At 35.8% G+C, this 24065-nt stretch carries 25 protein-coding genes; all 25 read right to left on the bottom strand.

The window, feature by feature from the left end; genetic code table 11:
- Positions 1-114: 114 nt before the first annotated feature.
- The gene (locus I6E26_RS02770) at positions 115-354 is read right to left on the bottom strand and encodes a hypothetical protein (protein WP_235320309.1); all 240 of its coding nucleotides are present in this window, start codon (positions 352-354) and stop codon (positions 115-117) included.
- Positions 347-703 (bottom strand): hypothetical protein, encoded by a 357-nt coding sequence (locus I6E26_RS02765; RefSeq protein ID WP_235320308.1) that lies wholly within the window; start codon positions 701-703, stop codon positions 347-349. Before I6E26_RS02765 ends, I6E26_RS02770 begins: the two co-directional genes overlap by 8 nt.
- Positions 704-739: 36 nt before the next feature.
- Positions 740-1555, bottom strand: a complete 816-nt coding sequence (locus I6E26_RS02760; RefSeq protein ID WP_235320307.1) for a hypothetical protein — start codon at positions 1553-1555, stop codon at positions 740-742.
- A gap of 245 nt (positions 1556-1800) precedes the next feature.
- A complete protein-coding gene (locus I6E26_RS02755; RefSeq protein ID WP_235320306.1) occupies positions 1801-2208 on the bottom strand; it encodes a sugar 3,4-ketoisomerase in 408 nt (135 codons plus the stop codon).
- A gap of 4 nt (positions 2209-2212) precedes the next feature.
- A complete protein-coding gene (locus I6E26_RS02750) occupies positions 2213-3118 on the bottom strand; it encodes a formyltransferase family protein (RefSeq protein ID WP_235320305.1) in 906 nt (301 codons plus the stop codon).
- 28 nt (positions 3119-3146) lie between these two features.
- On the bottom strand, positions 3147-4250 hold the full coding sequence (locus tag I6E26_RS02745) for a DegT/DnrJ/EryC1/StrS family aminotransferase (RefSeq protein WP_235320304.1): 1104 nt from the start codon (positions 4248-4250) through the stop codon (positions 3147-3149).
- A gap of 22 nt (positions 4251-4272) precedes the next feature.
- Complete coding sequence (locus tag I6E26_RS02740) at positions 4273-5943, bottom strand: glycosyltransferase (protein WP_235320303.1); 1671 nt, start codon at positions 5941-5943, stop codon at positions 4273-4275.
- A gap of 347 nt (positions 5944-6290) precedes the next feature.
- The gene (locus I6E26_RS02735; protein WP_235320302.1) at positions 6291-7136 is read right to left on the bottom strand and encodes an NAD-dependent epimerase/dehydratase family protein; all 846 of its coding nucleotides are present in this window, start codon (positions 7134-7136) and stop codon (positions 6291-6293) included.
- Positions 7133-8464 carry a lipopolysaccharide biosynthesis protein RfbH gene (gene rfbH / locus I6E26_RS02730; RefSeq protein ID WP_235320301.1) on the bottom strand — a complete coding sequence of 444 codons (1332 nt, stop codon included), beginning with the start codon at positions 8462-8464 and terminating at the stop codon, positions 7133-7135. Before rfbH ends, I6E26_RS02735 begins: the two co-directional genes overlap by 4 nt.
- Positions 8465-8467: 3 nt before the next feature.
- A complete protein-coding gene (gene rfbG, locus I6E26_RS02725) occupies positions 8468-9526 on the bottom strand; it encodes a CDP-glucose 4,6-dehydratase (protein WP_235320300.1) in 1059 nt (352 codons plus the stop codon).
- Positions 9527-9727: 201 nt separating this feature from the next.
- Positions 9728-9973: a DUF1653 domain-containing protein gene (locus I6E26_RS02720; RefSeq protein ID WP_235320299.1), complete on the bottom strand. Its 246-nt coding sequence runs from the start codon at positions 9971-9973 to the stop codon at positions 9728-9730.
- Between the two features lie 395 nt (positions 9974-10368).
- The gene (gene dcd / locus I6E26_RS02715; RefSeq protein WP_235320298.1) at positions 10369-10980 is read right to left on the bottom strand and encodes a dCTP deaminase; all 612 of its coding nucleotides are present in this window, start codon (positions 10978-10980) and stop codon (positions 10369-10371) included.
- A 103-nt stretch (positions 10981-11083) separates the two neighbouring features.
- Positions 11084-11863: a glucose-1-phosphate cytidylyltransferase gene (gene rfbF / locus I6E26_RS02710; protein WP_235320297.1), complete on the bottom strand. Its 780-nt coding sequence runs from the start codon at positions 11861-11863 to the stop codon at positions 11084-11086.
- A 118-nt stretch (positions 11864-11981) separates the two neighbouring features.
- The gene (locus I6E26_RS02705) at positions 11982-12992 is read right to left on the bottom strand and encodes a class I SAM-dependent methyltransferase (protein ID WP_235320296.1); all 1011 of its coding nucleotides are present in this window, start codon (positions 12990-12992) and stop codon (positions 11982-11984) included.
- Entirely contained in the window at positions 12979-14142 is a 1164-nt protein-coding gene (locus I6E26_RS02700; protein ID WP_235320295.1) for a hypothetical protein, read from the bottom strand. The genes I6E26_RS02705 and I6E26_RS02700 overlap by 14 nt, the downstream gene beginning before the upstream one ends.
- A 6-nt stretch (positions 14143-14148) precedes the next feature.
- The gene (locus tag I6E26_RS02695; RefSeq protein WP_235320294.1) at positions 14149-14670 is read right to left on the bottom strand and encodes a DUF2971 domain-containing protein; all 522 of its coding nucleotides are present in this window, start codon (positions 14668-14670) and stop codon (positions 14149-14151) included.
- A gap of 58 nt (positions 14671-14728) precedes the next feature.
- Positions 14729-15766, bottom strand: a complete 1038-nt coding sequence (pseI, locus tag I6E26_RS02690) for a pseudaminic acid synthase (RefSeq protein WP_235320293.1) — start codon at positions 15764-15766, stop codon at positions 14729-14731.
- A complete protein-coding gene (locus I6E26_RS02685; RefSeq protein ID WP_268824760.1) occupies positions 15744-16241 on the bottom strand; it encodes a formyltransferase family protein in 498 nt (165 codons plus the stop codon). Before I6E26_RS02685 ends, pseI begins: the two co-directional genes overlap by 23 nt.
- A 98-nt stretch (positions 16242-16339) precedes the next feature.
- Positions 16340-16828: a GNAT family N-acetyltransferase gene (locus I6E26_RS02680; protein WP_235320292.1), complete on the bottom strand. Its 489-nt coding sequence runs from the start codon at positions 16826-16828 to the stop codon at positions 16340-16342.
- Between the two features lie 14 nt (positions 16829-16842).
- Positions 16843-17865 carry a UDP-2,4-diacetamido-2,4,6-trideoxy-beta-L-altropyranose hydrolase gene (gene pseG / locus I6E26_RS02675; RefSeq protein ID WP_235320291.1) on the bottom strand — a complete coding sequence of 341 codons (1023 nt, stop codon included), beginning with the start codon at positions 17863-17865 and terminating at the stop codon, positions 16843-16845.
- A 6-nt stretch (positions 17866-17871) separates the two neighbouring features.
- The gene (gene pseC, locus I6E26_RS02670) at positions 17872-19023 is read right to left on the bottom strand and encodes a UDP-4-amino-4,6-dideoxy-N-acetyl-beta-L-altrosamine transaminase (protein WP_235320290.1); all 1152 of its coding nucleotides are present in this window, start codon (positions 19021-19023) and stop codon (positions 17872-17874) included.
- A gap of 18 nt (positions 19024-19041) precedes the next feature.
- Positions 19042-20337, bottom strand: coding sequence for an aspartate aminotransferase family protein (locus tag I6E26_RS02665; RefSeq protein WP_235320289.1), 1296 nt, complete (start codon positions 20335-20337; stop codon positions 19042-19044).
- Between the two features lie 29 nt (positions 20338-20366).
- On the bottom strand, positions 20367-21365 hold the full coding sequence (locus I6E26_RS02660; RefSeq protein WP_235320288.1) for a radical SAM/SPASM domain-containing protein: 999 nt from the start codon (positions 21363-21365) through the stop codon (positions 20367-20369).
- The gene (locus I6E26_RS02655) at positions 21366-22244 is read right to left on the bottom strand and encodes an aldo/keto reductase (RefSeq protein ID WP_235320287.1); all 879 of its coding nucleotides are present in this window, start codon (positions 22242-22244) and stop codon (positions 21366-21368) included.
- A 15-nt stretch (positions 22245-22259) separates the two neighbouring features.
- Entirely contained in the window at positions 22260-24041 is a 1782-nt protein-coding gene (locus I6E26_RS02650; RefSeq protein WP_235320286.1) for a thiamine pyrophosphate-binding protein, read from the bottom strand.
- Positions 24042-24065: the final 24 nt, after the last annotated feature.

Here is a 24065-nt window from a genome sequence, read left to right as displayed (position 1 = left end):
CTTAGAGAACAAATATTTATTTTTCGATGGAAAATTCTCATTTTAATTTGCTTTAAATCTTGACATAGCACCAATCGGCATAATATATCAAAATAGGACAATCTACTATATCTCTTATCTCATAAAAAGAATTATTAAACAATATACACAGATCAGGATTGAATTCCTCAATTTTTTTATTAAATTTTCTGGAGGCTTACCAAAATCTATATCCCCAAACATACCATGCATAAATAAAAATACATCATTTTTCTTTTTTAACTGGGATACAACATACTCATAAAAAGCTGGTAATACTCTCTCGCCATTTTCATTCAATGTTCCGGCAAACATTGCTATTAATATTTTAGACATTCTTTTCTCCGTAAATATTCAGCATTGATTTTAGACAAGAAATTTTTTCTTTAGTTATATTCCCTTCTATAAAACAATTTAATAACAATCTTTTAAGATTATCATAGGTAGTATATCTGTCATCTGAACGCTTACATGCCTTATACAATTCCTCCGCATATTTTATACTAAATATCTCAGATAACTCCTTTACTTCACCCGTTTCAAGCATCATTAAAACTTCGTTAAATTTATCACAATCTTTCCCCCCTCTACAGCATGCAACCTTGTCATATTCACTTTTTAGCTTATTATAATTATAAACCAACTTCCTATTATTATCTTCTAATCTGCTATTTTTTTCTAGCAAATGATTATATCCTTCTATTATGTAATCTCTTTCCTGTTACTTGGTAAATACACCTTTGTTTTCATGGTATTTAACTGATACTGCATGCAAAAACTCTGGTTGTATGCAACCTTCTTTTTTTAGAATCTCACCATAATATTTTGTATCATCAACTTCTGGTATAAATCCTTGTGCAACAAAATTGTATTGCAACGCACAGGATGATATCCCACGATCACAACCAACTGGTAATAATGATACATCCGATTTGATATTTTCAAAAAAATTTCTATTAGCTGGCACATTATGACATTTAACCATATAACCAGATCGCATATCTACACCAAATCCATAGACACCTGCATAGCAGAACACCTTTTTAGGGCCAACTTCCAACATTTTTATACAAACTTTAAATATATCACTTTGAAACAAATCATCTATCTTCTTTACAAATTTTTCATCACATACTGGCTCAGTAGTATAAATACCACCTCTACCAATATCATCTTTACCATCATATACAATACACGGAGAACATTGTGGCAATGCGTGTATTTTTTCGAGACAAACCTGTCTAATTTCGTCCAAATATGGCATATATGCTTTACATATTACCAAGAAAGGATAACTTGATGCACCGCTTGCAATAACTTTGCACATATTTTCAAAATACACATCTACTAGATTTTTATTTTTCAACTCTTTCCAATGCAAAGATCCTTTAACCAAAAGATGTTTTAATATGCTTTTATCTTTAACATCCAGCAGCTCATTTATCCTATCTGTTAATGTTAAATTAGTAACAACTTCCACCCAATGTCCATATGACAGCAGCCCCTTTATAAACGGCACTACTTCCTTCGGTAGCAATGTCTCCCCTCTACCAATTACCGTAATATTAGCTATACCAATCCTTTTAGGATCAAAACTTTTTTATCATATGTTCTAATGGATACATAAAAGATGCCTTCTCTATATGTGACTCATCCAAACATTGTGAAACATAACAATATTCACATCTCAAATTACATTGGCTGCCAGGAACATAAACTGTAATTGTTTTCTTAACTTCATTATCCATTTTTTTCACCCATATTCTTTATTTTATAAATCGACTACTGATCTATATCTTTAATAAAATTTAAAAATTCATCATAGTCTCTTATGTAATCTGCTTCATCATACAATTCTGATGCAAAGACTACCAAAACAGCATCCGATGAAAAATCATACATTTCACGCCACATATTATTAGCAACATACACCCCTTCATATGGTCGCTCCAACAATACAACTTTTTTTTCTTTACCATCATCTAAAAGCACTTTACAACTTCCATGTATACATACCAAAATTTGTTTTAAACATTTATGTGCATGTTTTCCCCGTACAACTCCTTGTGCAGTATCATACATATAGTAAACTCTCTTTATTTTAAACGGTATATCTACAAATTCTTCTAAAGCTATTAACTGTCCTCTTTCATCACCATGTGGCTGAAATACATATTTTACTACCTGCATTATACTACCTCGTCTTCACATTTCCCTGTAATCTTTGGCCTATTTTCAAAAGCTTACAAGGTAACATTCTTTTCTTTTCCATATCCATGAATTCATATATTCTCACAGCAGTATCCTGAGTTTTTATAAGCACAGAACCATCCTCATACATATTAACAACAGCACCAGATATTCCCATAGAAACAGCAATTTCAGGTTCCTGCGTAATTTTAGTTACATAATATAGCTTATCATGAATAAAAACTTTCATACCTGTGCCATAAGGAGGATATGAAAATATCTGCCATAAACCTATAAAATATCTACTTGGCTTATCCCAATCCCAAACTATACCATCATCAGGATTTAATTTACAATTATAAACAATATCATTCTCTTTTTGCTCAACCGGCTGCAAACTTCCATCAATAATCCCTATCAAAATATTTTCCAATTGATTGCAAAGCTTATCTATAATATTTTTTCTAAGGTCTATAAATTTAACATCATCTTGTACATCTACATCAATTATCCTGTATATTTCGCCATTATCCATTCCAGAACGAATTCGATGGACTGTATATCCCACCTTCTTCTCACCATTTAACAATGCCCACAGATTTGAGCTAAAACCTCGCCATTTAGGCAAAATGCCTCCATGTATATTAATGAATGGATACCTATTTATAAGAGATGATTTAATCAGTCTACTATAATTTGGCACTAATACCAAGTCTGGCTTTACAATATCAATATCCGAAAAATTATATTCATGCAAATCATATGACCTAAAAATTTTCTTATCATTATTAATTTTATCTTCTGGGAGATTTTTATCTAAAATATAGCCCAACAAATCTAATGATGCAGATTCCTTTAAAACTTGTACTACAGATTCAATTGGCCTACCAATATACAATATCTTATACATACATACCTCATCTATGTTAACACACATCTCAATCTACTCGAAATAAATTGCAACATTTAATGACATAATTTATTTCCGGCTCAGTCATACCATTAAACATAGGCAGACTCAAAACCTCATCTGCGTATTTCTCTGCTATAGGAAAATTCCCTTTACCATATCCTAAATGCTGATAACATTCTGCCAAATGTGGTGGTATAGGATAATGAATAACAGTCTTGATACCATTATCTGCAAGGTATTTTTGAAACTCATCACGTTTTTTTGTTCTAATTACATACTGATGATAAACATGATTGTTTTCTATCACACGCACAAAAGGTAGTTGTATAGCTGGATTTTTTATTTCTGTTGTATAACGGTTAGCTATAGCAACACGTTCAGCATTTAACTCGTCTAGATGAGATAACTTCACACGTAGCAACGCAGCCTGCATTTCATCAAGTCGAGAGTTTACTCCTTCTATCTGATTGTAGTATTTTTTCTTGCTGCCATAATTGCGAAGCATTTTTAGCTTTTTATACAATCCCTCATCATCTGTCACTACAGCTCCTGCATCACCAAAAGCACCCAGATTTTTTGTTGGATAAAAACTGAAACAACCTGCATTACCAAATGCACCTGTCATTGTTCCTTTGTACTTTGCCCCATGAGATTGTGCACAGTCTTCCACAACTCTTAAATTATATTTATCTGCAATATTCATAATTTTATCCATATCACAGGCCTGTCCATAAAGATGAACCGGCATTATGGCTTTAGTTTTTTTAGTAATAGCAGCCTCTATCCTGTCTGCATCAATTCCATAGTATACATCTGGTTCTACGAATACTGGCTTTGCACCATTTTTAGTAATCGCCAAAACTGTAGCTATATACGTATTGGCAGGAACCAGCACCTCGTCGCCAGCGCCTATACCTAAAGCATTAATAGAAAGTGTCAAGGCATCTAATCCTGAATTTACGCCTACGCAATATTTACATCCAACATATGCTGCAAACTCATTTTCAAAAGCCTCAACTTCTGGTCCCAATACATACCAACCAGAACATAATACACGAAGTGCAGCAGCTTCATATTCTTGCTGATGTAATTTATATTGTATATTTAATACTGATAAATCTATCTTCATCTTCTAGCCTCCTTGCTTCAAATTACTCCCCAATGCTCAAATTTTCATAATTTAATCGTATATATTTTTGTGATAATTCTCTAACTTTTTGATATTCTCCTCTCTCTATCAATTTTAATACTTCGATACAAAATCTAACCTTATCTTGAATTTCCATTTTTTCACTTTTTATGAAATTACAAATATAACTTATATTTTTTTTATGTACCAAATACCATCTATCATAATAATATGATAATTCCTCTGTATTTTTTTTATGGATATCTAGCCATCCAAATATAGTGATATAATTCAACCAGTCTATTATTGAATTAACAATAATAGTTACATTATATGTATTCTGACCTGAATGTCTTCTGAAGCAACTCAAAACATCTTTCAAAAACAAACAGTTCTTTCCTTGTCTTGCAACATCTAACCATGTTGCCACATCACCATTTGCCTTATCACGTACCCCATTAAAACAGCCCATCAAATATTCACCATTATTTTGCTTAAGCAATTTTTTTCTTAATAAAACAGTCGTTAATTCGCCTATGTAATTTTGCGAAGAGTACAATATTTTTTCTGCCATTTCCATACCATTCAAAACTTCATTATCAATAGGCTGCCATGGATTTATTTGTCCTTGTACCACTCCATTTTCGTCAATAAGATTTCTTGCAGAAGAAGCCATGCCTAGCTGCTCACTTAAATCTCGAACCATGTATTTCATCATTGTGCTTATTTTTGTAGGATAAAATAAATCATCATGAAATAAATAATTTATAAAATCTCCATTGGAATGATTCAGTACAAATTTTGCATTCTCTAATCCACGCCCGCCTAATGGCCCATTGTGATAGTAATATTTTATCTGAGGATATTTTCTTATATATTCCTGCATAAGTTTTTTTGTTTCTGTATTTGTGCTGTCATCCCCAACAACTATCTCAATATTGTGATAATCCTGATGCAATGCACTCTCTAAAGCTTCCTTGAAAAAAACTGGTTGATTATAGGTAGTAATTAAGATACTAACAAGGGGTTGAATAATTTTTTTGTATTTGTCAAAAAATTTCAACCTATCCTTTTTAAAATCATTTGACTGTTCATTATAACTAGATTTTTTGTAATATGCACACCAGGGCATATCCTGCATTGGTACAGATATACCATAATGCTTTTCTCTGAAGCGACAACATTGAGCTGCAATCAAAAACTCTTCACCTACGGAATCATCCCATTCAATATCTGATGAGGTAGCCACAAACATACTATCTATACAGGTTACATTTTGTTTCCATATTGCTTTTTTTCCTAAATTTAAATTTATATTTTTTCCATTTTGAGTATAGCCATATATGCCATAGCAATTTTGACTTTCAGAATAATCTCCATTTATGGGCATTTCCGAGCCGAATAAACCTAACATTTTATCTTCAGGATTAGTTTCAAAAAAACGAACTATATCTTTGAGGATATTCTTGTTAACTATGATTGCCGATTCATCAATATATAATTTTATTTCTCCATTGATTTGTTGCATCCCTTCATTATAGGACGCGGCTTTACTCGATGAATTGTCCAATACTGTTACAATAACTTCATAGCCATCAGGAACCATTACGTCCGTTAAACTATTGAGCAAATTTTGGCACATACTCTCATCTGTTCTATGTATTATTATTCCGATATTTTTTTTATTAGACATAATCTTAACGTATATAATAACTAAAAAATAAAATTATATACTTTTCCTTTCTATATAATTAGGTTTCATGCTATTTTAATTTATTTAATAAATTTCTCACCAAAATAAGCCTACGAGCTTTACTCCTAGGCTTAAAATTTTATTCATTTCTGCGGATAATCCCACCATAAAAATAAGCATGGGACAACACCACCCTACCATTGCCTTTGTGACATTCTATCCTGTTGCTAGCAGGAATAATAAATTAACTATATATTATTATATCGTATTGTATTTTTATTTTATTAATATTGGTTAACAAATTCTAAAAACCATACAAAACAAAAAGCTATGTGCTCAAAGACATTCTAATTTACTTTCCAGCCTGTATCGCAGACTATCTTCGACACATCTACCTGCAATGAGAATAACGCTTTCTTCTCAGCAGCATAGTGTACCTTGGCCTTGCTTTTTACAACTTTTTGAATATCTTCTATAAATTCCTTCAATGGCTTGTATTTTCCGCTGGCGATATTGTAAATCTCGCCACTTCTTCCTTTTTCTCCTAAAGCTATCAATGCTTCTGCACCGTCTATAACATTGAGATAGTCCCAGTTTTGCTGGCCATCTGACTGCATATAGAAGTCTTTCCCTACCTGCAAGGAGGCAATTAAATCTGGCAGCATTCTCCCTGCTGGCTCGTATTTGCCATAAAGGCTGAATATCCGTCCCCATATCCATTCAATGCCCAAATCCATAGCTCTTTGCCTTGTCAATATGCAGGCCGCCAGCTTGGCAGAGCCATAGGCATCTATAGGATGGGGACAGGTTTCTTCTGTAATCAAATCCTGATGAGGGCCATATTCTGCCTGAGAACCAGTACAAACAAATCGCTTGCAGCCAATTTCCTTGGCTGCCTCTAGTGCCCCCAAGGTATCTTCTACATTCTGATACTGAGCAGCGAAATCATATCTGCCACCCTGCCAAGCCAAATGGAAAAACACCTCACATGGCTCCTGAATTTGCTGATAGAGATTTTTATATTCCGCCAAATCCGCATAAACCAGCTGTACATTGACCAAATTTTCCAGCCTCTTGTTATGAGCGGAATTTTCCCGCACCACGCAATAGACGAAATATCCTGCAGCTAATAATCTTTCCACCAAATTGCAACCAGTAAAACCAGCTGCTCCTGTTACAATACATTTTTTCATACCTTGCTCACTGCTTCCTTAATTATCTTGGCCATATACACCAGCTTTTCATCAGTCATGCCAGGATATACCCCCACCCAGAAGGTATCATTCATGATTCTATCTGTATTGGCTAAATCCCCAATCACCCGATAACCTTTACCAGCTTTCCGCATTTCATCAAAGCAAGGATGCTTGATAAGATTACCCGAAAAAAGCATTCTGGTCTGAATACCATGATTTTCCAAATATCTAATAACCTTATCCCGCTGGATTCCCTCTCGACAGGTCACCATAAAGCCAAACCAACTAGGGTTACTATTAGGACATGGCTCTGGCAAAATCAACTTGTCCTGTACCTCCTGCAGCTCTTTATGCAGGAGATTAAAATTATATCTGCGACGCTCCACAAAATCAGGAAATTTCTTTAGCTGGGCACAGCCTACTGCTGCCTGCATATCGGTAATATTTAAATTCAGACCAAAATGGGAATAAACATATTTGTGGTCATATCCCTTGGGCAGTTCCCCATATTGCCCATCAAAGCGATGACCACAGAAATTATCCTGACCGGAAGCACATACACAATCCCGGCCCCAATCTCGGAAGGAACGCATAATTTTGTTCAGCAGTGGATTATTGGTATATACAGCGCCACCCTGGCCCATAGTCATATGATGAGGTGGATAAAAGCTGGATGTTCCCATATCACCAATACTGCCAGTAAAATGCTCTACCCCATCCAGCTCATATGTGGAACCTAGAGCATCACAATTATCTTCAATAAGCCAAAGATTATGCTTCTGGCAAAAAGCCTTGACTGCCTGCAAATCAAAGGGATTGCCAAGGGTATGAGCTATCATAACAGCCTTGGTTTTCTCAGACAAGGCCTCCTCTAACTGAGCAGTATCTATATTGTATTGGGGAATAGTTACATCCACAAATACTGGCACCGCACCATAATTTATAATGGGAGAAACCGTTGTAGGAAAACCTGCCGCCACGGCAATAACCTCGTCACCTGGCCGAATCCTACGCTCCTTCAGCAAGGGAGAAGTCAAGGTCATAAATGCCAACAGATTGGCAGAGGAACCAGAATTTACCACCGCGGTATATTTAACACCTAGATATTTACTTAAACCAGCCTCAAATTCCTGCACATATCGACCAGAGGTCAGCCAAAACTCCAAGGCACTATCCACCAGATTGCACATTTCCTCATGGTCATAAACCCGAGAGGCATAGGAAATCTTATCTCCCTCATGAAAATTCTTTGGCTGATTATGATATTTATCGCAATATTCCTTTACCAATGCCAATATTTTATCATGTAATTCCTGCTGTCCCATAGATTAATCCTCCAAAAATTCTCTAATCTGCTTTTCCATCAACAAACTTATGTTGTCATTATTCTGCCATGCCTTGGCCCATGCCACGGTTTTGGCCACAGCTTCCTCTATATGCCACTTAGGCTGCCAGCCCATAGCGGCCTTCAACTTAGAGCAGTCCAGCTTCAAAAACTTTGCTTCATGGGGAGCTTCCACACTAACATCCTGCCATTTTATATCTCCCCAACATTGGCAAAAAAGCTCCGTCAGCTCCCCAGTAGTCAGGCAATCACATTCATCAGGACCAACATTGTACCAACCAGCCAAATTACCATCTGCATACTGTTTTTCGGCAATCAGCAAATATGCATAAAGAGGCTCCAAAACGTGCTGATATGGCCGAATGGAATGGGGATTTCGCACTGCTATATTTCCGCCTGCGTAGGCTGCTCGAATACAGTCAGGTATAATGCGATTTGGCGAAAAATCTCCTCCACCTATAACATTACCTGCCCTAGCTGTAGATATGGCCACCCTGCCATCAGCAAAAAAACTTTTCTGATAGCTATGGGTTACCAACTCAGAACAACTCTTGCTATTAGAATAGGGATCAAAGCCATCCAAAGGCTCATTTTCTCTATAACCCCAAGGCCACTCCTTGTTTTCATAAACCTTGTCCGTGGTAATATTCACAAATGATTTTACGCTATTGCTTTGTCTTATACACTCCAACACATTTACGGTTCCCATAACATTTGTGCTATATGTTTCTACAGGATTGCGATAGCTTTCCAGCACAATAGGCTGAGCCGCCAGATGAAAAACAATCTCTGGCTGAGCTTCAACAAAAGCCTTCTGCAAAGCAGCCAAATCCCGCACATCGCCAATAATAGAATTCATGCCAGCTTCAGCACCAGACTGCTGAAAAACCTTTTTCCCTTCCTCCGTAGGCGAAGGCAAAGCATAACCTGTAACATTAGCCCCCAGCAGCTCCAGAATCTTACAAAGCCAAATTCCCTTAAAGCCAGTATGGCCTGTTACTAAAATATTTTTGCCTCTATAAAAATCCAAATTCAAAACCATATAAAAATCTCCTTAAAAATATTGCCGTATGCCTTACAGCATACGGCACAAATTGCGAATTTACTTCAATTTTCTATATCTAGTAATATCTTTTACACTAGCAATTTTGCTCTTAGCATTTTTATTTTTTATAGACAAAAAGGACGAAGCTCACCGCCTCGCCCCCAATCCCAAGTATAACCATACTTGCGGTACTCAACGCTAATTCCTCTCAGTATTAATCTTTTCAAACCTATATTTTTGTTCTGAGTTTGGGTATTTCACGTGATCAACTTCACTCATAAACATATGCAACGGCCTTGCGTATATACCATAATTCCCATATAGCGCCTGATATATAACCAACTTTTCCTTTGCTTCTGTATGCTCTGCAATGGTAATTATACGATAAACGTTTTGCTTAAAATGTCTCCAAATTTCCCCATTGTGCGGTAATGCTCTATCCATTTTTCTCCTTAAACGTGGTTATTTCCGCAGTAGCCTGCTTTAAATACCCGATCCAAAAATAAATATACATGATTAATATTAAAAATACTATTAACGCTATCGTCCATCCAATAGGTAAACCATACTTACCAAATGAAACTAACTCTGTAACCTGATTACCAGTTACACCGACTAAGATACCAATAATTACCACAGTCCAAAAAGTATCTTTTATTAAACCAATCTTACCTATAAGCCTTCTTTTTTCTTCTGCCTGTATTACCTGCTCAGCTTCCTCAGTAATTATCTCCTGCTTTATTTCTTTCTATAATCGATCAATTATTATATCTTTATAATGCAGCTCCTTCTCAGTTATATTTTCATTTTGAAAACTTTTTTCTAATAAATCTCTCAACTTAGACATTTTCTTTACCTAACATTCTATTTATAATGTTATCGACCCTAACTTTTTCAGTATCATCTAACTGATCGTATTGAGGAGAGATAAATTCGTCCTCATTTTGATATTTAGCGTCTTTCTTATGATCGTATAACTTTTCCTTCGTTATTTCCCCTTTAACTTCCTCAAACACCATTTGTGCTATTACCAAATCCGGGTAAATGTCTATAATATTAGGTGTTGCATTGTACAATCCTAAATAGAGATAACCTTGAAAATTAGGATTCATATGTTGACAAGACACTGTGAGACCCAATTTTGTAAAGGTTGTACGTGGTCTAATATGTGCCGTAATATTTGACGGTATAGCAAACCTTTCTTTTGTCTTTATCAAAATATATTCATTTGGCTTAATATGATATCCGTTGCTAATATCTATATCACGAGTCACGAACTGCACTAAATCTTTATTTCGCAAATCTATAGATTGATCTATGTTTCTATATACTACTGCAACTTTACCAGATGAAATATCATAGGAAACCGCTTGCAACCTATTTTCTTCAAATGGTACAAGCATCCTTTGATTAATTGCTAAAGTTCTTATCATTCCGTCGGACAAGACCATTTTTAACACCTCTATAAAAACTATACTAGAACACTCTTATTATATAATTTTACTATATTTTTGTCAAAAATTCTGTATCGTTATCCACAATGCCAAATACCATTTACTCATCCCATACCTTCCAAGGTGCTTTGCCGTGAGTCCAAAGATTTTCTAGCTGGATTTTCTCCCGCATGGTGTCCATGCACTGCCAGAAGCCACGATGACGATAGCTCATAAGCTGCCCTTCCTCGGCTAATTTTTCCAAAGGTGCCTGCTCAAAAATGCACTCATCTCCATCCAGATAATCGAATATCTCCGGCTCTAGTACCATATAGCCAGCATTAATAGGTGCACTGTCCTCCTTGGATTTTTCCCGGAAGGACTGCACCGCATTATCACCGCCTATATTCAACACCCCCTTGGACTGATCCAAAAGTACAGAGGTCAAGGTAGCCAGCTTGCCATGGGAACGATGAAATTTGATTATTTCCGAAATATCCACGTCACACACCCCATCGCCATAGGTCATGCAGAAAGTTTCATCTCCAATATACTTCTGGATTCTCTTGATACGACCTCCCGTCATGGTGTTCTCCCCAGTATCAACCACCGTCACCCGCCAAGGCTCCGAGTGCTGCTCATGCAGAATAACCTTGTTGCCATCAGTCATATCAAAGGTTACATCACTGGTATTCAAGAAATAATTATTAAACCATTCCTTAATCATGTACTGCTTGTACCCAGCACAGATTACAAAATCATTGATACCATAAACAGAATACTCCTTCATAATATGCCAAAGAATTGGCATCCCCCCAACCTCAATCATAGGCTTTGGCTTGTATTGAGATTCCTCCGATATGCGGGTGCCGTAACCACCTGCCAAAATAACTGCTTTCATACCCTCTCCTCCATGGCTATTATATTTTATAAACCATTTGTGTTACACATTATATTATAATCCTACCTTATCATAAATATTTTTCAAATCCTTAAATTTAGGTATTTTAAGATTTTGATTACTTTGCGAATACGGCAAACCTACGGTTTGTTTTACCATCATCACTAAAATCCTCCTCCCTAATTTTTTTTAAGCCTACACGTTCAAATTCTTTGCAATAATCAACATACTTTACATCACTCTCCAAAGTCTGAGATTCAAAGAAAAATACGCCATTATTATTTAGCATTTTATAAATATCTCTTGCGTATTCCTCTGGTGTTGTGCCAATCCATATATGGATTGCAAAGGAAAAGATAATATCAAATTTTCTACGATTGACAGTTTTCCAATGATTATAATCATCACATACAAAATCTACATTATCTATTTTTAATATATCTTTGGCTACATGTGCAATCTCCACAAGCTTTTCATTGTATTCAACGCCCAAAACTGAATTTACTTCAGATGATATTTCCAGATCAATAAATCCATCATTTGCACCAATGTCTAAAACATCAACTTTCTTAGAAAGATACTGTTTTAAATCATATTTTTCTATCCGAATATCTGTAGGCCGTTCTCCTTCGAGCTTAATCCTAGGGAAACTCTGATAAAATTTACCTTCCCCAAAGGCTTGAGAATTTTTACAATATAAATCTAATAATTTATTTCTACAAGATAATTCGTCCTCTGTTAATATTCCATTGTAACAATCTCCACTCATACGAATTTCTGCATTCAAATTACCTTCACCAGTCAATTCAAGCATATAAAATTTATGTGCTTCTATACTCTTTGCTCCAAGCTTACCTAGCAATTCAAACACTTCTGGATGATATACCCTATTAACAGTTACCAAAAACGGAATGCTAAAATCTAAATCCTCGCTAACAACCCACACTTTTTTAGGTTTATTTTGGTTGCAAAATTTATCTTCTGAAACAACAAATCCCAAAATTCTCTCATCATTTCCATCATATGCTTTGATTAGCTCATATAACCTATCAGCTACTTGCCCTGTACCAAAAATATATACCTTATGGCAGTTATCCATCACTCTTGAAAACTCTTCACGTAAAATCATTAATATCCCCCTCATTTATATGAACATGATATATACAATTATCAAACACATAACATGGCTTCATATGAAACAACTCGTTACTTCTGTTATATATGTATATGTTTCCTATTACATCATCCCGGTTGCGTTTAAATATAATTTGCAGGTCAGCCTGCTTCATATGCTGCATATCATCAGTAACTAAAATATCAATTTCATCACCTGCTAATAGCTTCATGTATTTTGCTATTATATAACTATGATCCACTGAAAAAATATTACAGGACGCAAAATCTGATGAAAAAAGAACAATATCTGACAACAGTAAAAATAATTTATAATTTCTATGCTGCATGAATTCATTAAGCCATCGATAATTTACCTCACCACCGTGAACCCTAACTGGCAAAAAATCCTTACCTAAATGAAAAGCTAAATTAGCTCTATGATGGCCATCCTTTAGATTAAAAACACCAGACTCACTAACTTCTACTGGACATGTCATTACATGATAATAGAGAGAATCATTATTCATTCTGCTTGAAAGCCCTTCGTATAAAATAATTCTGTCCCTTATAGTACTTTGTTTTTCTTTGCCACGTAAATCGAAATTCTCCTGCAAATATTCCTTTGGAAGTTCTCTTCCTTCATATATATATCTATATAACTGATTATATGGTTCATACAATGAAATGTGCCTATTTTCCCAATTTCTATACTCCTTTAAAAAAAATTTTGAGGTAAATATAAGTTCCATGGGTGCATATACAATATTATTGTTTTCATCTGTATCTCTCGTAATCAGATTTTCGTATCGTGGAATATCAATAACAAAATCTATACCTTCTTCATAAATTTTATTCCATAATTCAACCATTTTATATGCTTGCATATTGTATTTGCTAGATACCGGTAAAAAAATTATATAATGAAACCCCATTCTAAAAAGCATATCTGCTACAATTTCATGTTGCATAGCATTTTGCATACATATATAAATACATACATCATCTTTATCATCTACAAGCTCTAATTCCTGGAGATTTATAATATTAGCACCTTTTTTGCTTCTGTCTACAAAAGCAGTTACTCTTACACCTGAATCCTTTAGTTTCCTAAATACCACCTCTGACCTGTGATTACAACCATATAAATAAATTCTTTTATTCATAAAATATTAACACTCACTCTCCATATCTTGAATTTCCCCTGATAAGTGTTGTGGTATACTGTCACCATCAAAATAATCTACTTCTCCGTAATATAAATCACCTTTAGCACTTAATGACTTTTCAAAACACTTCAATAATTTTTCCTTATCAAAAACAAGACACACGCCTTGATGCTGCTCTGCATATTGTGCCCACATTCTGGGTCTATAATATCCATAATAATAATCTGCCCTCAAATCAGTTTTATAATAAACATTTGGGTGATCCATGGCAAAAGAAATTGCTGATATATTCTTTTTTACTTTATTAGCAAATTCATTTTCAATACATAATATGTCATTTTTTGTATTCTTAGTTGTATTAAAACGCCACGCTTTACATTCTCGAGGATCATTCATAAATCGAAAACTATTACACCTAAGCACTAGTTTTCCACTACGTAATATTTCTAGTGCTTTTTCTAATTTCGTATAATGAGACAATATCGGGCATTTATTTTCATTTTCTAACTCTACATGTATATTCATCGCAATCACCTGACAAACCATTTATTCACTAAAACAAACTTTAATATCAATATATAAATCAGATAAAAGTCTCTATTATATCCCAAGTTAATTTAGTTCCTTTTTTTATATCATGTACAACCTTTTTCCCTAGAACTGCATTATAATATTTAGGTTTTAACCCCAATCCTGGTCTTATACTTCTCATATTTTTCTCAGTTATTCTATCTCCAGCCTTCATATCTTCTACAATATACAGGCTTCTTCTGAATACTACAGATTTCTTTTCCTGCTCCTGTATTTCATAGCTAACTTCGCCTAATGCCTCACAGGCAGTATTACATTCTCTTACAAGCTGAGCCATTTCTGCTGGTTCCATGGAAAATGCTGCGTCCACTCCGCCATCTGCTCTAGATAAAGTAAAATGCTTTTCGATAACGGTTGCTCCTAATGCCACGCTGGCCACTGCAGCTCCTATGCCAAGAGTGTGGTCAGATAAGCCTACATTGCATTTAAACAACTCCTTCATATGAGGAATGGTCAATAAATTTGTCCCTTTTGGTGTGGCAGGATAGCTGCTAGTACATTTCAGCAAGGCCAAATCCTGACAGCCATTTTCCTTGGCAGTGCGAACCAAATCGTCTAATTCACTGAGGCTAGCCATACCAGTTGATACAATCATAGGCTTGCCGGTCTTAGCTACCCGCTTTATCAGTGGAATATCGATATTTTCAAAGGAAGCTATTTTATAAATAGGACAATCTAATTCCTCCAAGAAATCTACTGCTGTAAAATCAAAGGGTGTACTAAAGCAAACTATTCCTTTTTCCTTGCACCTGTCAAAAATAGCTTTATGCCATTCCCAAGGTGTATAGGCTTTCTGATACAAGCTATAAAGAGATTCACCTTTCCATAAATTATTAGGATCACTTATAAAAAACTCTCCATCACTTTTGTCTATGGTTATAGTATCAGCTGTATATGTTTGCAGCTTCAAAGCATCTACACCAGACTCCGCCGCTGCATCCACTATCTGCAAAGCTCGTTCTAATGAATGATTATGATTTCCACTCATTTCCGCTATAATAAAAGGTTTATTTCTCTGCTGAAAATTCATTTTTCTTCACCTGCAAATTTTCCTTAAAACGGTTTATGTTCATATCCCAACTAAAAGCAACCTCATTGATAAGATCCAGCATATCCTGTCTGCGATGATATGTGCCTACACAACACTGTTGTTTTGCATCATAATTCCCATTCAATAATTTCTGAAAATTTAACTTAAACAAATCAATAATTTCTTTTTGCAAAATCTGATATGTACTCAGAAAAGTTTCTTGCGATTCATCAAAGAATAATTCTTTTTGAAAAATTATATCTCCAGTATCTAATCCTTTAGCAATTCTATGAACAGTCACCCCCTTTGGCGTATCATCTACAAAACTCCAAAAGTTGGAATCTGCACCTCTATTCCACGGTAACATGGATATATGTAGGTTTATACACTGTCCATTCATGTAATCAATAACATCCTGAGTAATGATATGCTTATAGTTATAGCTTACTATCAATTTTGGTTTATAATTGTTCAAAATACCAGTTGTAATCTTATCACTATATAGTAAACATTCTGTACTAGTTGAAATCCATTCATACAATGGCAATGTATTGCGATTATTGGTAAGGAGTATTATCCTCTCGAAATTGCGTTCTTTATTTTGTAGTGTGATAATGCTGTCTTTTCATAGACAAAATAATTATCATCCTCTTTTTCTGCGTAATTTAATGACAAAAATATTTTCTGCGAAGCTATATTATCCTTCTTTACAATTCCCCTAAGCGAGATACTAGGCTGTTGTTCATATAAATAATTTTCGCAAAGCTGTAATATAATCTTTCCATATCCAAAACCTCGCTTATCAGGAGCAATACTATAGTTCACAGTACCCACACCGTTTTCAATATCAATTCGAACTTGACCTACCGGATAATATTTATCTTCCAGTATAAAAAATAACCTATGAGTATCTAATATTTTTTCAAACCATTGACAATGTTTTTCCCAATTTACTATCTCTGTGTGCAGAGAATTTTTTCTAGTTAAAGAGTCGTTCCGCCACTCAAATAAAATTTTTCTATCATCAAAATTTACCGGTCGCAAATTCAAACCATCTGACAAAACATCACCACATTTCAATTATGTTTATCTAACTTTTTATGCAAAGCCTCTAAAATCGTATCTACCCTAACATCCTTATTAATGCCTAAATACTCTATAATTCCCGCCTGCCTACAATCTTCACATCCCTGTATCTGATTTTCTGCTACAGCAGTTACCAAGGCTGGCAACTCCATATATAGCCTTTCCCATGTGGTAGAGCCTCCTGCGCCCAGCATCAAATCTGCCTTGTTCATAAACTCTGCCATATTGCTGACTTGGCAATAATAATGCAAAAAATGATATTTACTACATATCTTCTCTATTTTTCCTCTGCGATAATTTGATAAACCTGTAATAATATCTGCCGTAAAGCTATAGCCTTCATCATGTAGCTGGACTAATGCTTTGATAGCTTTTTCAGTTTCATTGGTCAAATCGCTGCCACCGTAGAACACTAGGATGTTTTTGATATTTCCATCACGCTTACGGAGATGCTTTTTTGATTCATAAAACTCCTCTCGAAGCAGTGCATGCTCTGGTCCCAAAAGCATTTTGCAATGCTCTGGAACCAGTCCTGCATAGCGAACATCCTTATTCGAATAAAAATTCTGGTCTAGCAAAATATCACACTCATGCCTGCGATTGGCCAAATCATCAATAACCATGATTTCCTTACAATATGGACGTAACATTCGCTCCCACTGCTCATCCAAAGCATAGCTATCAACAATTAGTCTATCAGCAACATCACAGTCATGTTCTTGCAAATAATGCTGTAATACCTTTATGGTTTGCTGAGCATCTACTTCCATAGGCACAGTCAACCACAAGCCATAGTCCTCCAACTTATAGTCTTCATCTGCTTGTGGCAGTACCAAAACAGTAAAACCTTGCTTTCGCGCTACATCTATCAAATTGCCTGATAGCTTTCGCATAATAAAAATTACTTTGGCATTTTGCTCTTTACGCAATCTTTGTGCTAAGGTCAGACAGCGCATAACATGACCACTGCCTATCAATCTAGAAGCATCTGCTCGAAAAACAATTACACCCATATTTTTTTATCCCTGCAACACATCTTTCAAAGCTTGTATAATCTGATCTTGCTGCTCATCTGTCAAATCATAGTATAAAGGCAAGGTAATGGCTTCCTCATAATATGTTTCACTAACAGGAAAATCACCCTTTTTAAAGCCCAAATTTCGATAATATGGCTGAGTGTGAACAGGAATATAATGCAAGTTCAGCGCAATACCTCTATCCTTCATACGAGCAAAAATTTCTTTTTTGCTTAACACCACCTTGGTAAAATCAACTCTAATTATATAGATATGCCAGGAAGGATTTGTATCTTCACTTTGATACGGTGTCCTAAGAGGCAAGTCTTTCAGTTTCTCATTGTAACGCCTGACCAAATACCTGCGCCTAGCCACAAACTCATCTAATGAATCCATTTGACTGCATCCCAAGGCTGCCTGCATATCCGTCATGCGATAATTAAAGCCCAATTCTATCTGCTGATAATACCAAGGCCCATCTGCTTCCTGAGTCATTAAATCACCGTCTCTGGTAATGCCATGGCTGCGATAAAGCTTTAGCTTTTCATATAGTTCTTTATTATTGGTTAGGACAATTCCCCCCTCACCAGTAGTAACTATTTTTACTGGGTGAAAGCTGAAAACAGTCATATCAGAATAACGACAGGATCCAACCTTAGTGTTCTTATAATCTGCTCCAGTGGCATGGGATGCATCCTCGATTATTTTAAAGCCATATTCATCAGCTAATGCCTTGATGGCCTCCATATCACAGGACTGCCCCGCTAAATGGACAGGAATAACAACCTTGGGTTTTTGTAGTGCTGTTTCCAGCTTATGCTGAAGCTCTGCCACACTTATATTGTAGGTTTTATCATCTATATCTACAAAATCCACATCAGCTCCGCAATACCGGCCACAGTTTGCAGAAGCCGTAAAAGTAATCGGACTAGTCCACAAAACATCCCCCTCCCCTAGACCGGCAGCCTTACAAGCAATATGCAAGGCTGAGGTGGCATTGGTCACTGCCACAGCATATTTTGCCCCACAGTAATTGGCAACCTTTTTCTCAAAGGATTCTATAACTGGCCCCTGAGTAAGGTAATTAGAACGTAGTACCTTTTCTACTGCTTGAATATCTTTTTCCGTAATATGCTGATGTCCATAGTAAATCATAACATATACCTTTCCTACTTATCCCAACACAATTTTTAATGGCGTACCTTCCATATAGCTTGCTGGATTTCCGCTTTTGAGTGCTTTTTTATAAACCTTCATGGCATCTTCAAATACATTTAAGGTATAATCCAAATCCTCTTTAGTATGTGAATAACAAGGGAAAATATGCCAACCTAACAACACGCCTCGTTTTACACACTCCTGCATAAAAATAGAATTATACAACCAATCTTTTTTGCCATTATAATCTGTGTAAAATAAACTCATGCGAACCGGATAACCCTGCAAATCAATAGGCACATCCACATCTTTGGCAAGCTGTCTAAAATTGTCCTGCAAATATCTTCCTTTTTCCCACAAGGATCTATTTACTTCACCTGAAACAAGCTCTTTCATAACAGCAATACCTGCAGCTAAAGAAATACAATCCCCACCAAATGTAGTGGATATAAATATTTTTTTATCCACAGCATCCATTATCTCTCGCTTGCCAGCAACAATGGATAATGGCATTCCATTGGCTGCTGCTTTTCCAAAGGTAGATAAATCTGGTGTAACACCAAAGTATGCCTGCGCTCCGCCTATATCAAATCTAAATCCATTAACGACCTCATCAAATATCAGCAATGCTCCATTGGCATGACATATTTCCTTGAGCTTCTCCAAAAAATTATCCTGTGGTTCTTCTGTTTCAACAGCCTCGGTTATAACAGCCGCTACAGAATTTGGATATTGTTCAAAATACTCTTCCACTTTATTCAAATCATTATAGTCAAATTTGTGAACATATTGGCGAACATCATCCAATATACCACCCTGTCTTACACTCTCTGCTGCTGTAGTCCACTCATGCCAGCCATGATATTCTCCCCGTATTATATGCTTGCGTCCTGTATATGCACGAGCTATTCTAATAGCTGCTTCAGTTGCAGAAGAACCAGTCTTCAAAAATCTCACTTTTTCGGCACTTGGAATATACTTAACACACAATCTTGCATATTCCACCTCCTCTGGAGCTACCAATGAATATCCCATGCCACGGCGTAATTGCTTGATTACAGCATTATCAACAGCCTCATACTGATACCCTAAAAGAATAGGGCCTAATCCCATATCATAGTCAATATATTCATTGCCATCAGGATCCCATACATGAGAACCTTTGCCATGATCAATATATATCGGAGAAACCCCTTTTATGTGCGTCTCTGGACCTTTGCTATATAATTGACACCCTGATAATATTAAATTCTGTGCCTCATTCCATAATTCGTTTGATTTATTAAGGCTTCTCTTTTTTATTTCTTTCATCTTTAATCACCACTAAAATAAGTCATAATCTATATCTTCTTAAGAAGAATTTCTGCTACTTCATCCAAATCATCTTCTTTAAAGTCTGTTATATTTGGCTGAATACACCTTTGACAAACTGGATGTTTATGCCTATTTCCCTGCAACTGCATTCTTAAGAATTCTTCCCGTCTTTTTCCATTCCACATATCAATTAGGGATTCATCTTTAATGTTGCCTAATATTATTGGATATGGTGGATCACAACATGTAACTACATCGCCGTTTGGCAGGACATACAATGTATAAAAAACACTCGGACATACTTTTCGTTCTATTGTTCCTTTGCCATACAATCCAATATTATCATTACACATTTCTGAGTAATCAATTCCAGGATATGATGGAACTACATTATCTATAAATAAAGTATCACATATACCATCAAAAATTTCCTTAAATCTCTTTTCCTCACCATCATCTAAAGCTATATCAACAGTTTTTATGTGAACTGCGCAATTCTTATTGTTCTTCTTTATGTAATTATAAAAGTAAGACAATTCATCTACTATGTTGGCAAATTTTACTTTAGCCTGACAAATATCTAAATATTTTTGATCTGTAATACCTTGTATAGACACACATAATCTAGTAAGGCCTGCATCTATCAACTGTCGTGATAATTCATGTGTCAATACTGAAGCGTTGGTAACTATTTCATATGCATCCGCTACATCATTTGCATTCAAGTATGCTATCATTTTTGGAAGATTTTTATTCAGCAATGGCTCACCCATACTGCTAAATAAAACCTTTTTTATTCTATTAGGAAATCGTTTTAGACTATCTGCTACCTCGATAAAGGTAGACCAATCTAAAAATTCATCCTGCAATTCAATGCCACTATTTAGGGATGCTTGTATACAATACTTACATTTGAAATTACATATATCTCCTGTAAAAAAACCAAATACAAACGGAGTATTTACAGGAATTACATCTGCTAACCGTGTTCTCTTTTGTTCACTTCTACCATTATATTGTGCCATCTATAAACATTCCTTCCATAAACTTGGCGTTATAATTTTCTTAGGCATATCCTTGAAACTACTTGCCAGCTCCTGTCTGCATTTCATAAAATCACCATTTAGATCATTTACCATAGCTAGGTTATTCAGTAACTGTTCCTTGGTATCTACACCAAATACAACATAATCTATATTGCTATGTGTATAGCTAAAGTAAAATGCAGCCTGTTGCGGTGATATATGATATTTTTCTATTATAGCTCTAAAAAGTTTTATGCTGTCTGCTGCTTCCGGCAATAGTATATTTTTATCATCGCTCAATAACAGTCCTTGCAAAAAAGCACTTCTGGCAAATACAGTTTTGCCATTTTCTTTCGTCAAATGAAAAAATTCCGTATGATCCAATCTTTGATCAAATACATTATATGGTATCTGGATATAGTCAATTTCTTTTAGCTTAGCCGCATAAATAGCATCCTCTGGCTCATATATAGACACACCTATATGATTAACCTTCCCCGACTCTTTTACCTCTGTCATTTGCTGCATAATAACATCATTATACATATCCGCTGCGTTGTGTAGCAAATACCCATCTACACAGTCCATTTTTAGTTTTTGCAAAGAACTATGTACCAGCTTTTTGATATTATTTATATCTGCTTGCTCCCTTATATAAAGCTTTGTTATCACCTTAACAGGATAATTACCTATCCCAAATTTTCCTAAAAGTTCCTCAGCTTCACCATATACAGACGCTGTATCTATATACTCTATACCGCTATCTATTGCAGCTTGGATTATACCAAAAGCTTCCTCATGGGTTGGCTGGCGGCCTATTTGATTGTTAATACCATATTTCTGTCCCAGCTGAACTGTTCCCAGACACAATCCTGCCATTTTTTACATCTTCCTTCACTCATTAGATATGGACATATTCTCTATCTGTTCCTCCTTAGAAACAAACGGATACATATCCTCCAAAGCTGCTGAAATCATTTTGCCGTTTTCGCCCATACGGCTTTTAATTATTGGTACGATTTCTGTGTCCTTGCTAGAAAAAATTTCGATAATAGCGGGCTCATTATCTGCCAAAGCCTTCTGAACCTTTTCCTCAGTTTCGGCTACAGTCCTTATGGAATAATATGGAATATTATAAGCCTTGGCAATTAATTCAAGATTTGGGAATTCCACGCCACTGGTTTCATCACAGCCCGCTAAATTGCCATGAAAATGCCTATTTTGCATATTTCTAATCTGTGCATAGCCACTATTATTATCCACAAAAAGCTTTATCGGCAATGAATATGTCCTCAACAAAGCCAACTCCTGTATATTGTGTTGCAGGCTTCCATCACCTTCTCCTACTAGTACACGACGCTTACCTGCCGCAGCTGCTACACCTATAACCTGTGGCAAAGTAGCTCCCATGCTACCCAGACCTATTGGACAAATTTGATCCTGATTATCATGGATTGAATAAACATTATATGGATAATCATAGGCTGATGAAGATATAAAGAAAATATCATCATCTGCAGCATATTTATTAATGGCATTAGTTACCAAATAGCCATCTGTTCTCTCCGCGTCATGCTCCAAGCTATTGATATCAAACCTGTATTTATCACGTACTCTATCACAATATACATGCCATTTTTCGCTGCCAACAGTCCCCTGCTGCTTTACATACAAATTATACAAGCTGCGTATAAATGCACCTGCATCAGAAACCACAGCCTGCTCTACTGGCATTCTCAGCTTTTCTATTTCTGGTTGATGAATATTGACTATGATTTTTTTTGCCTTAGGTGCGAATCCTGGCTCATTATAGGCAGTCATATAGTACCTTAAACCGCTCCCCAGTACCAATAACAGATCTGAATTTTGCAATACATAATTGCCTGCTCTGCTGTCCACTACACCAACACTGCCATAATAATAGCGCGCATTCTCCTTACTAAACAGTCTTTTTACTCTTTGAGAGGAAACTGTAGGTATCTGCATAGCATTAACCAATTTAATCAAATCATTCATAGCATCTGCCAATACCACACCAGAACCTACCAGTAGGCAAGGTCTTTCTGCTGATTTCAACAGTTCATAAACCTGCTGTATCTCAACCTCAGAAGCGAAAGGCTCTTGATCCTTGGCAATATAGCTCTCCAATGTATCTGGATTTATATCCTGAGCCTGAACATCCAAAGGAATATCTAACAGCACAGGTCCTTTACGCCCTGTATTAGCTAAATGCCACGCCTTTTCCAATTCGTACTTTATGGTGTTTTCATCCAGAATAGTTTTAGCATATTTTGTAATACCTTTCGCCATGGACACTATATCTATTTCCTGTCCGCCTGTCTGACGTACACCCTTTATTTTAGTTATATCAGCTCTTTTAACCTGACCGGTTATAACGATCATAGGGATAGAATCAATATATGCAGATGCCACACCTGTAATTGTATTTGTAGCACCTGGTCCAGTAGTAGCTAATACCAAGGCAGGCTTATTGGCAAACTGCCCATAGCCATCAGCTGCAAATGCAGAAGCCTGTTCATGTAGGTTGTAGTATTTATTTATATCTGACTTGGCAATGGAGTCCAGCAAATGCATAATTCCGCCACCTGCCAACAAAAATGCATCTTTTATACCTTTTTCGTGCAAAAAATCCACAACATAATCTGATAATTTCATAATTCAGCCTAACCTCTTATCTCA

The organism is Anaerovibrio lipolyticus (genome assembly GCF_021531495.1).
Classification (GTDB): Bacteria; Bacillota; Negativicutes; order Selenomonadales; family Selenomonadaceae; genus Anaerovibrio.
Note: the sequence above shows the minus strand (reverse complement) of the source record. Positions and strands in the feature narration are given on the sequence as shown.

Bases quoted from the DNA above. Each gene is read 5' to 3' on its own strand.
- I6E26_RS02770 (WP_235320309.1), bottom strand. From the start codon at position 354: ATGTCTAAAATATTAATAGCAATGTTTGCCGGAACATTGAATGAAAAT.
- I6E26_RS02755 (WP_235320306.1), bottom strand. From the start codon at position 2,208: ATGCAGGTAGTAAAATATGTATTTCAGCCACATGGTGATGAAAGAGGA.
- I6E26_RS02750 (WP_235320305.1), bottom strand. From the start codon at position 3,118: ATGTATAAGATATTGTATATTGGTAGGCCAATTGAATCTGTAGTACAA.
- I6E26_RS02745 (WP_235320304.1), bottom strand. From the start codon at position 4,250: ATGAAGATAGATTTATCAGTATTAAATATACAATATAAATTACATCAG.
- I6E26_RS02740 (WP_235320303.1), bottom strand. From the start codon at position 5,943: ATGTCTAATAAAAAAAATATCGGAATAATAATACATAGAACAGATGAG.
- I6E26_RS02735 (WP_235320302.1), bottom strand. From the start codon at position 7,136: ATGAAAAAATGTATTGTAACAGGAGCAGCTGGTTTTACTGGTTGCAAT.
- rfbH (WP_235320301.1), bottom strand. From the start codon at position 8,464: ATGGGACAGCAGGAATTACATGATAAAATATTGGCATTGGTAAAGGAA.
- rfbG (WP_235320300.1), bottom strand. From the start codon at position 9,526: ATGGTTTTGAATTTGGATTTTTATAGAGGCAAAAATATTTTAGTAACA.
- I6E26_RS02720 (WP_235320299.1), bottom strand. From the start codon at position 9,973: ATGGATAGAGCATTACCGCACAATGGGGAAATTTGGAGACATTTTAAG.
- dcd (WP_235320298.1), bottom strand. From the start codon at position 10,980: ATGGTCTTGTCCGACGGAATGATAAGAACTTTAGCAATTAATCAAAGG.
- rfbF (WP_235320297.1), bottom strand. From the start codon at position 11,863: ATGAAAGCAGTTATTTTGGCAGGTGGTTACGGCACCCGCATATCGGAG.
- I6E26_RS02705 (WP_235320296.1), bottom strand. From the start codon at position 12,992: ATGATTTTACGTGAAGAGTTTTCAAGAGTGATGGATAACTGCCATAAG.
- I6E26_RS02700 (WP_235320295.1), bottom strand. From the start codon at position 14,142: ATGAATAAAAGAATTTATTTATATGGTTGTAATCACAGGTCAGAGGTG.
- I6E26_RS02695 (WP_235320294.1), bottom strand. From the start codon at position 14,670: ATGAATATACATGTAGAGTTAGAAAATGAAAATAAATGCCCGATATTG.
- pseI (WP_235320293.1), bottom strand. From the start codon at position 15,766: ATGAATTTTCAGCAGAGAAATAAACCTTTTATTATAGCGGAAATGAGT.
- pseG (WP_235320291.1), bottom strand. From the start codon at position 17,865: ATGGGTGTAATTGTTTTTCGAGCAGATGCTTCTAGATTGATAGGCAGT.
- pseC (WP_235320290.1), bottom strand. From the start codon at position 19,023: ATGATTTACTATGGACATCAGCATATTACGGAAAAAGATATTCAAGCA.
- I6E26_RS02665 (WP_235320289.1), bottom strand. From the start codon at position 20,337: ATGAAAGAAATAAAAAAGAGAAGCCTTAATAAATCAAACGAATTATGG.
- I6E26_RS02660 (WP_235320288.1), bottom strand. From the start codon at position 21,365: ATGGCACAATATAATGGTAGAAGTGAACAAAAGAGAACACGGTTAGCA.
- I6E26_RS02655 (WP_235320287.1), bottom strand. From the start codon at position 22,244: ATGGCAGGATTGTGTCTGGGAACAGTTCAGCTGGGACAGAAATATGGT.
- I6E26_RS02650 (WP_235320286.1), bottom strand. From the start codon at position 24,041: ATGAAATTATCAGATTATGTTGTGGATTTTTTGCACGAAAAAGGTATA.